Genomic DNA, 7,361 nt, shown 5'->3' with positions numbered 1-7,361 from the left:
GTTCCCCAGCGCATTGCCAAACGCATCGGCTAGCGTAAATCACTAGCCGAATGGTAATTGATGACACCATTATTCAGAATTAGCTTTAATCTTTTTAATGATCTTTTCTGTTTCTCCCATTTTTTGAAGAAACGGTTGATCCCACTTACTCGAAGTTTCAAGGTAAGCTCTAGCAAGCCCAATCAACTTATAAAAGCATTCAATGGATTTTAAGTCCCCTGATCTCAAACCATTAAGATGCTTTGAATACAACTTTTCATAATTCTCGATTTCGGGCTCATATTGAACTGAGACAGCTGCTCGCATTGTATCAATTGCGTCCGATATCTGATTTTCTAGCAATATTATTTCGTTCGAATTCAATTCCGTCATTTTAATTATTGTCCTAGGTATCTAAAGCCATTAATCCATTCGAGAGGCCAATCTTGAGGCAACAGTACTTGATCTGCCATACCATCAAGAACATAACTTGACTCTTGGATTGTTTGAGGTTTGACCTTCCCAATACTCAATACTGACCCCTTGGGAACTATTATTTCTGCTTCATACATACGACTGTTTTTCCATTCTGGTAACAAAGCAGCATCGATCTTAGACTGGATCCGGCTCCCAGCTGGTAATGTACTAACAAAACCACCTCCAGCTTCTGCATGTCCTCCGAAGACTCTGTAAAGTGTTAGGTCAGTATCAGCTCGTACTGTTCTGAAAGTATCATCTAAAAAGCTTTCTTCTATCCATGATGGAAGAGGAGCTTTCTGCATTCCAGTCACATAATTATCAATTAAAGTAGAATGTACTCCATAGTTTTCACTCCCCCTTAACCTAAACGCAGCATGTTTAAGTTCATCAGCATTTTGGTATGCTAAACTAAGCCCACCACCTACTGGCAACGCATAAGCTGCACCCGGCGCTATAATATCGGTTGTAATAGTTAAACCTTCCATCCCAACCGTACCTAGACGATGAGCATTTCTAGCAGCAACACTTCTAGCTGTATTCATCAGACCATAGGCACCTACTTCCTGACCTAATGCAGTGTATGTTCCGGCTAAAGAACGACTGCCCATTTGAAGGCCTCGGACACCCCAAGCTGCGAGCCCTAAGCCTCCAGATACTAGTAGTGGAGCAGACGCTATCCCACCAACAGCTGAAATAACGTCCCTTTGCAGCTCACTAGCCCATTGTCGTGTTCGATTATTAACTATGCCTTGCCATTGTTCTGAAGTGATATGATTTGAATTGAAGCTACCCGTATTAGCCAAATAATTAAACCTATCCATTTCATAAGCAGCTAGCGCATCCCCACTCGCATAACGTGCAGTATGTGCTGCACTCAACGGCGCTAGTTGACTTCTAACCCCATCACCCGCTGCAACACCTGCATTAATGGCACTAACAGTTTGATTATAGGCCCCTTGCCCAGCGTCAAAGTAATTATCCGCAACCCCTTGTCGCCTCAAGTTGCGGTAGGCTTCGTCAGCTGCAAACGAAGAATTTGCACCAATTGGCCCAGTTATTTCAAGTTCAAAACCACCAAGCTGACTGTTGCTGTCAAGATTCTTTGCTCTTTGCTCATTTACTTGTGCAAAGTGACCATCCATTTCTTTGAGATACTTCTGACGTGCTGCTGATTCAACATGGTGGCTTACTATGGAATTCCCCAACGCATTGCCAAGCGCATCGGCTAGCTCCTTTGTCGCTCTAAAGGGTTACCTTCCTCTTCAGTTAATTCCCCAGTTTTGGGGTTAAAAATAGCTTTATAGACTGGCTTCCATTCCATCTTTATACCTTCGATATTTGTATTGTAAATCAATAACTCTTTATCAGCGCCTTCAACACCTTTTTTATAAAGCAGATGATACAGTCCCGTATAATCCTCTAGGTATTGAAATATAGCTGTGCTTTGGTCATAGCCAAGACGAATATAGTAACAAGGAATAAAGTTTACCGAGGGGGCCCTTTTTACATAGCGCTCTCTCGTTACTTTTAATTCTTCCCATCGGAAAAAGCCTTTTCCCGGAACTTCTAGACCATTTTCATATGCAGTTGCAGCTAATTTAGTGGTAGAGCGGTAAATTGATATACCACACCACATTGCAATAGCTGCTAATATACCAGTACAAATCAATAGTTCAGTATTAAAGTATCGACCTTCCAAATAGGCTGGAATTTGACAGCTAAGCATAAACCCTAAACCTAGAATGAAGCTCCAAAGTCTATACACATATTTAGATAAAGGTTGTTTTATACCTCTATAATGATTGATTAGGTTGCCTTTATTCATCGTCAAGTTATCAGTGTGCTCACATTATGAGCACACCTCCTATGTTAGTTTTTAAGAGGGTTGCTCGCACCAGTCGCAAACCAATGGTTAATAAAGTCATGCCAATTAGCATTGACAGAACTTCCTACTGAAGCGTTTAATCCTACTTGTGTAGTTGGTGCACCATCAGGATTGTATTTTGCAATTGAGGAACCTATGAGAGCCGAACTCAAAATCGAATATCCCATCCCTTGAGAGTCGAAACTAAAGCTTGTGGGATTTTTAGCAAAAGCATACACCTGTGAAAAGCTATTACTCGCAAAGCCAGAAACAGCACCACCAATCCCTTCACTGTAAATAGTTGCTCCTAGACTTGACGAAAGTCCAACTTGACCACTCATCATTGCATTTTTCACTCTACCCGCGACCATATTACCACCTACACCGCCAACAAAACCTGAGGCAAAGTCAACACTGTAATCCAGTAAACCTTTATTTGGGTTCATCGAATATGCAAATGTTGTGTTAATAGTCCCAGAGACTAAACCTGCTCCAATGTCTGCTGTGGTGACGCCAAATCGGTTACTGTTAAAACCTGCTTTCAACACATTACCATATTGACTTGACATCATTGATGCGCGACTTGCTAATACTGCTGCACCTTGGTTTATAGTGTTTTGTAGTGCTGTAGGTGCAAAGTTAAAGCTGTTACGAGCAAGGCCTGTACGGGTAGCAAAGCTGCCAATGCTGTGCACTGGATTCATAACTGGGTTTGCCCGCGCCATAACGTTTAATGCACTTTGTTGCCAACCATAAGCACCTATCGAGCGTCCAATTTGTGCGTAGCCACTTCCTGCAGCACGGCTTAGACCAATGAGCCCTCTAACTCCCCAGTTAGCCAACTGACCTGCGCCTATTATCATAGATGGAGCTGCCGCGATGTTAACAACTAAACCCATAACATCACTTTGCAGCTCGCTTGACCATTGACGTGTTTTGTTGTTCACAATTCCTTGCCACTGATTAGCTGTCATATGATTTGCATTGAAGCCTTTAGTATTGGCTATTCGGCTGGCTGTAGCTGCTCTAACATTATGTATTCCTTCAGCCACATCATTTTTAAACGCAATGTCTGCACTTTGTTTTATTCCAAACATTTGTGAAGCATGGCTCATCCCTAAATCATATACTGAGCTGCCTGCTAAAAACTCAGCAACATCATTCATTGATGCATCGTAATGGATAAAGCCTTGCTCTGAGCCACTCGATAAGTAGAAGCCAGAAGTTGCGTCTGGGTTACTCGTGCCATAGCTAGGCAGTAAACCGCTATCCGAAGGTTCGCTTAATGAAACCGCACCACCATTCGACTGCGCCATTGCTTGTGCTGCTGCAAATTTTGCTTCTCTTTCCGATTTACCTAGCGAGATTTCTCGCTCGTAAACTTCGTTACCAACCTGAGTAGCTTTATCAACATTGGCTTGGGTTTGCTTCTTCTGCATTCCACTAACAATAGAGTTACCGAGCGCATTGCCAAAAGCATCGGCTAAAAGGCTTAGGTTAGATCTTCTGTATTTCTAAAATACACACATCATTTTTCTCACCTAAATACTTAACCTTGATGTAATCTCCTTTCGTTAAATTTGGCTTATGAGATAAACAACTAGTACTGTATAAATGAAATTTAAACCTATGGCCTGTAATATTTAAAGTTGCAATACGCCCATCATCACTTATAGATTGGTAGCTCCCTTCAGCACTAGAATGACTTCCTGTTAAATGCATAATATTTGCCGTCAGGTGATATACAAACACGCACAATGGAAAAGTTCCTAGTACAAAGAAAGCTATAGCTAAATATTTTATCTTTTGTTTCTTAACAAGTAACTCATGAGACCAAATATATTTAGAAAGCAAAAATAAAAACGTGCTTGGTATCAGTACTAAAGGCCAAGATAAATCAAGTAAACTAATTTCATATATCATTAAAAGAAACCAAAAAAATATAGGGGCACTATTTGGCCCCAACAACATTAATCATGGAAAATATCTAACAGATTATATGTAACACGGCCTATTAAATTTGGCTGTGTTGTGTACCCAGAAGCCGCGTATTCATAGGTTTTTCCGATAGCCAACTTCTCTAGTCCAAGTGCTTTATACAATGGTGACGCGTTAAATTCGTACAGGTCCTTCCAACCAACAGAACCGCCAACATACCCACCTTTGAAGTGGTAAAGATTTTCTGCTGGCGTTACACTTGGATTATTACCAAGATCCCAGTATGTTCCTTTCTGAGTATAACCACTCTCGTAACCACCAAAGATATCTACAGGTCTCGCCTTTAGAAAGGTTCCAAGTTTTGAATTTTTATCGACAAAAACATCTACAATTGAAACATCTGCCGTTGTAGAAACAGCTTCACCAGTACCAAGTGCAAAACTGTCAGCTCCATAACCTTTAACCTGCCCAAGAGCTGCACTTACGTTTGCTGAGATATCACTAGTTAAAGTAGCTGTAGCTCCTCCAGTAAATGTAAAACGCCCAAAACTATCAACAGTGACACTCAGACCAAAACCTCCTTCAAACATTGGAATATTACCAGTAATATTCAACTCCGTTTCAATTGCATTAGGTGCACCTGTTGGCCCAAAAACAATATCGCTAGCTTTACTTCTAATCGCATTAAATTTACTTCGTTGCTGCTGACCCCAAGCAATATTCCCCTCAACATCAACACCTGCTAGCAAATCAACACCGATTTGCTCGCGGTTTCTTACACCCGCAGCATACATAGCTTCACCACGCACTACACCTTTAGCAAAAGCAGCATCCGCAATTGCTTGAATGCCCGCGTTCTGATTTCGATGTCTACTTTCTAATGCGCTTGCTTGTGATGACAATGAAGCACTTAAGCTATTAGCCCTATCACCCCCCCCTTGCTGCCTCGAAGCTCTTCTCGCCTCATGTGCCGCAAACTGTGCATTGACATCAATTTGTTGGTTACCACTACTCGCCCACAACATGCGGTCAACTGAAGCATCAATCCCCTGCATCGTAGTGTTAAGTGAGTTGTTTAAGTCGGTTGCAAGTTGCCCATCAATTTTACGTGCTGTATCCGCAGAGAGTTTTTGTCCCATCGCATCAAGCTTCGCCTGACGCTCAAGATCTGCTTTTGATGGTTGCTGCATTCCGGCAACTATAGAGTTACCAATTGCATTGCCAAAGGCATCGGCTAGCTACTAGAGCTAGCCGTACCCAAGATTGCTAACTATTTAGTAAAGCTAGTTCACAATTCACGGCGTAACTATTAGAACTATTAATTACCTCTTCTTGTTCATCAAGCTCTGTAATCTCCATTTTATATGCTTCACCTGCACTAATTTCCAACCTAAAAACATAATTTTTAGATTTAATTTCTACAAATTTACCTAGTGCCACATCATTAGGTGATTTGGGTTTTCGCTTACTAGAACCTCTATATTTACTTAAACAAAGATACATTTCTCCCAAATTACCTTGTTGATCAAATTTATACTTTACAGAAGAAAATCTATGGAGTTCATACTCGCTTTCAATAGTCAATTCATTAAACACTTGGTCAATTATTGGGTCAGGGCGGAATAGCGCTATTGACATACCTATTAACCAAACCGCACCAAATATATACAACAAATAGATTGATTTAAAACGACTTACCATGCCCAACCCCACCCGTATTTGGACATACCGTTTGCACTGTAGCCATCGGTAGAACTCCCCCAAAGCTGCAAAGTACTTTGATAGCCATTTATACCAGTGCCTATGGGACGTACATAGTTAACGTTAATCGCTTTATTGCCTTTGCCTATATCCCCACCGAATATACCGTAAGAATCTCGCATCGCAGCTCTCCAATTATCTGTTGTAAAAGTTGTAGCTTCGAAGCCAGCTCCCCATGAAGGCATTCCCATTGGAAGAGTCAAATTACCACCAAACTCACCACTAATGTACGGACCTGCTTTGACCTCATTCCTGTTAAAATCATTTGAGTAGTAACCACCAAAAGCTACATCAGCCTTAACACCAAAGGCCTCACCTCCAATAGTAAATCCTACCGCCTGCGTTATCCCGCCATTTCGCTTAGCTTCGTGGTAAATATGCTGACCAGTTCTATGAATATCGTTGATAGCATTATTACTACCCGTTAAGGAGTTTTCGGCAAAGTTAACGCCTGAGTCAATTAGGAACTTACCAGCCCCAATTTGAGCACCGCCGTAAACCATTGTCTTCGCTACGGCAAGTTTAGAAGAGCCATGTATCATATTCCCTCTAAAAGCACCCTGTGCTAGTTTTAAGGCTCCAGAACCTATCAACCTCATTCCAGCATAACCAAATCCAGTCAATGCTAATGGAGCAGCAACAATATCCATAACATCACTTTGCAGTTCACTTCCCCATTGACGTGTTTTGTTGTTCACAATACCTTGCCACTGGTTAGCCGTCATATGGTTCGCATTAAAACCTTTTGCATTGGCTATTCGGTTGGCTGTAGCTGCTCTAACATTATGTATTCCTTCAGCCACACCATTTTTAAACGCAATGTCAGCGCTTTGTTTTATTCCAAACATCTGTGAAGCGTGACTCATCCCTAAATCATATGCTGAGCTGCCAGCTAAAAACTCAGCAACATCATTCATTGATGCATCATAATGGATAAAACCTTGCTCTGAGCCACTCGATAAGTAGAAGCCAGAAGTCGCATCTGGGTTACTCGTGCCATGACTAGGCAGTAAAGCACTATCTGAAGTTTCATTTAATGAAACAGCACCGCCGCTTGATTTGGCAATCGCTTGCGCTGCCGCAAATTTTGCTTGTTTAGGTGACTTACCTAGTGAGATTTCTCGCTCGTAAACTTCGTTACCAACTTGAGTAGCTTTATCAACATTGGCTTGGGTTTGCTTCTTCTGCATTCCACTCACAATAGAGTTACCAATCGCATTGCCAAGCGCAATGACCCCGACGTGCGGTCGTACACGTAGGTGCGGGTTGCCCTTATATACCGGGCGCTGTGGCGTGGTCATCATTTGCATATCGTTGATTCTACACTGTAAAACGCCTA

7 protein-coding genes are annotated in these 7,361 nt (G+C 41.8%); all 7 read right to left on the bottom strand.

Features of this window, described 5'->3' with window-relative positions:
- Nucleotides 1–377: 377 nt before the first annotated feature.
- The 7 genes from L1070_RS15965 to L1070_RS15935 all read right to left on the bottom strand — a co-directional run bounded on the left by L1070_RS15965 (nt 378) and on the right by L1070_RS15935 (nt 7,332).
- Nucleotides 378–1,664, bottom strand: coding sequence for a hypothetical protein (locus L1070_RS15965; protein ID WP_237126306.1), 1,287 nt, complete (start codon nt 1,662–1,664; stop codon nt 378–380).
- Nucleotides 1,665–1,684: 20 nt separating this feature from the next.
- The gene (locus L1070_RS15960) at nt 1,685–2,284 is read right to left on the bottom strand and encodes a hypothetical protein (protein ID WP_237126305.1); all 600 of its coding nucleotides are present in this window, start codon (nt 2,282–2,284) and stop codon (nt 1,685–1,687) included.
- A 44-nt stretch (nt 2,285–2,328) separates the two neighbouring features.
- Entirely contained in the window at nt 2,329–3,762 is a 1,434-nt protein-coding gene (locus tag L1070_RS15955; RefSeq protein ID WP_237126304.1) for a hypothetical protein, read from the bottom strand.
- Nucleotides 3,763–3,820: 58 nt separating this feature from the next.
- On the bottom strand, nt 3,821–4,246 hold the full coding sequence (locus tag L1070_RS15950) for a hypothetical protein (RefSeq protein WP_237126303.1): 426 nt from the start codon (nt 4,244–4,246) through the stop codon (nt 3,821–3,823).
- Nucleotides 4,247–4,293: 47 nt separating this feature from the next.
- Complete coding sequence (locus L1070_RS15945) at nt 4,294–5,451, bottom strand: hypothetical protein (RefSeq protein ID WP_237126302.1); 1,158 nt, start codon at nt 5,449–5,451, stop codon at nt 4,294–4,296.
- 76 nt (nt 5,452–5,527) lie between these two features.
- The gene (locus tag L1070_RS15940; protein WP_237126301.1) at nt 5,528–5,962 is read right to left on the bottom strand and encodes a hypothetical protein; all 435 of its coding nucleotides are present in this window, start codon (nt 5,960–5,962) and stop codon (nt 5,528–5,530) included.
- A complete protein-coding gene (locus tag L1070_RS15935) occupies nt 5,956–7,332 on the bottom strand; it encodes a hypothetical protein (RefSeq protein ID WP_237126300.1) in 1,377 nt (458 codons plus the stop codon). The genes L1070_RS15940 and L1070_RS15935 overlap by 7 nt, the downstream gene beginning before the upstream one ends.
- Between the last annotated feature and the right edge of the window lie 29 nt (nt 7,333–7,361).

The sequence above is a fragment of the Pseudoalteromonas sp. MMG022 genome (genome assembly GCF_021654245.1).
Lineage (GTDB): Bacteria > Pseudomonadota > Gammaproteobacteria > Enterobacterales > Alteromonadaceae > Pseudoalteromonas > Pseudoalteromonas amylolytica.
Note: the sequence above shows the minus strand (reverse complement) of the source record. Positions and strands in the feature narration are given on the sequence as shown.

Excerpts from the sequence above, each read along its gene's own strand:
- L1070_RS15945 (WP_237126302.1), bottom strand. The coding sequence starts at position 5,451 with ATGCAGCAACCATCAAAAGCAGATCTTGAGCGTCAGGCGAAGCTTGAT.
- L1070_RS15950 (WP_237126303.1), bottom strand. The coding sequence starts at position 4,246 with ATGATATATGAAATTAGTTTACTTGATTTATCTTGGCCTTTAGTACTG.
- L1070_RS15955 (WP_237126304.1), bottom strand. The coding sequence starts at position 3,762 with ATGCAGAAGAAGCAAACCCAAGCCAATGTTGATAAAGCTACTCAGGTT.
- L1070_RS15960 (WP_237126305.1), bottom strand. The coding sequence starts at position 2,284 with ATGAATAAAGGCAACCTAATCAATCATTATAGAGGTATAAAACAACCT.
- L1070_RS15935 (WP_237126300.1), bottom strand. The coding sequence starts at position 7,332 with ATGCAAATGATGACCACGCCACAGCGCCCGGTATATAAGGGCAACCCG.
- L1070_RS15940 (WP_237126301.1), bottom strand. The coding sequence starts at position 5,962 with ATGGTAAGTCGTTTTAAATCAATCTATTTGTTGTATATATTTGGTGCG.